The 568-nt window shown below is 44.0% G+C and carries 1 protein-coding gene; it reads left to right on the top strand.

Features of this window, described 5'->3' with window-relative positions; all coding sequences use genetic code 11:
• A partial coding sequence (locus A3756_RS18060; protein ID WP_197481372.1) for an AarF/ABC1/UbiB kinase family protein occupies positions 1-568 on the top strand: 568 nt, incomplete at both ends.

Here is a 568-nt window from a genome sequence, read left to right as displayed (position 1 = left end):
ATTAAGGCTCAGATTGAGCTCCAGTTAGGCGCGCCTTTGGATGAGCTTTACAGTCGTTTTGATGAAGAGCCGCATGCCGCTGCTTCAATTGGGCAGGTTCATCGTGCCTGTACTAAGCAAGGGCAAGAAGTTGTCGTCAAAGTTCAGTATCCAGGGGTTGCTGAGTCATGCGACTCTGATTTAAAGCAGTTGAGGTTAGCGCTTAAGCTAGGTGGCTTGCTGAAGATGCCAAAAGAAAGTGTTGACGCTCTATTTGCCGAGATTAGGGATCGTTTACATGAGGAGCTCGATTATAATAATGAGGCTGCAAATATTGCGATGTTTCAAAGTTTTCATGATAAGCATCCAAAGATACTCATTCCATCGGTTATCGAAGACTTATCAAATAGGCATATTCTAACGATGGAATACCTACCAGGAGACGATATACAAGCACTAAAGCGTGAGCAGTATACTCAGGATCAGATCAATCAACTCGGCGAAAGACTATTTGAAGTTATGGCTGAGCAGCTATTTGACTTCAAACAGATTCATGGCGACCCGCACCCCGGTAATTTTGCTTTTCGAA

The organism is Oleiphilus sp. HI0086, assembly GCF_001635225.1.
This window is presented reverse-complemented; position numbering and strand designations above follow the sequence as displayed.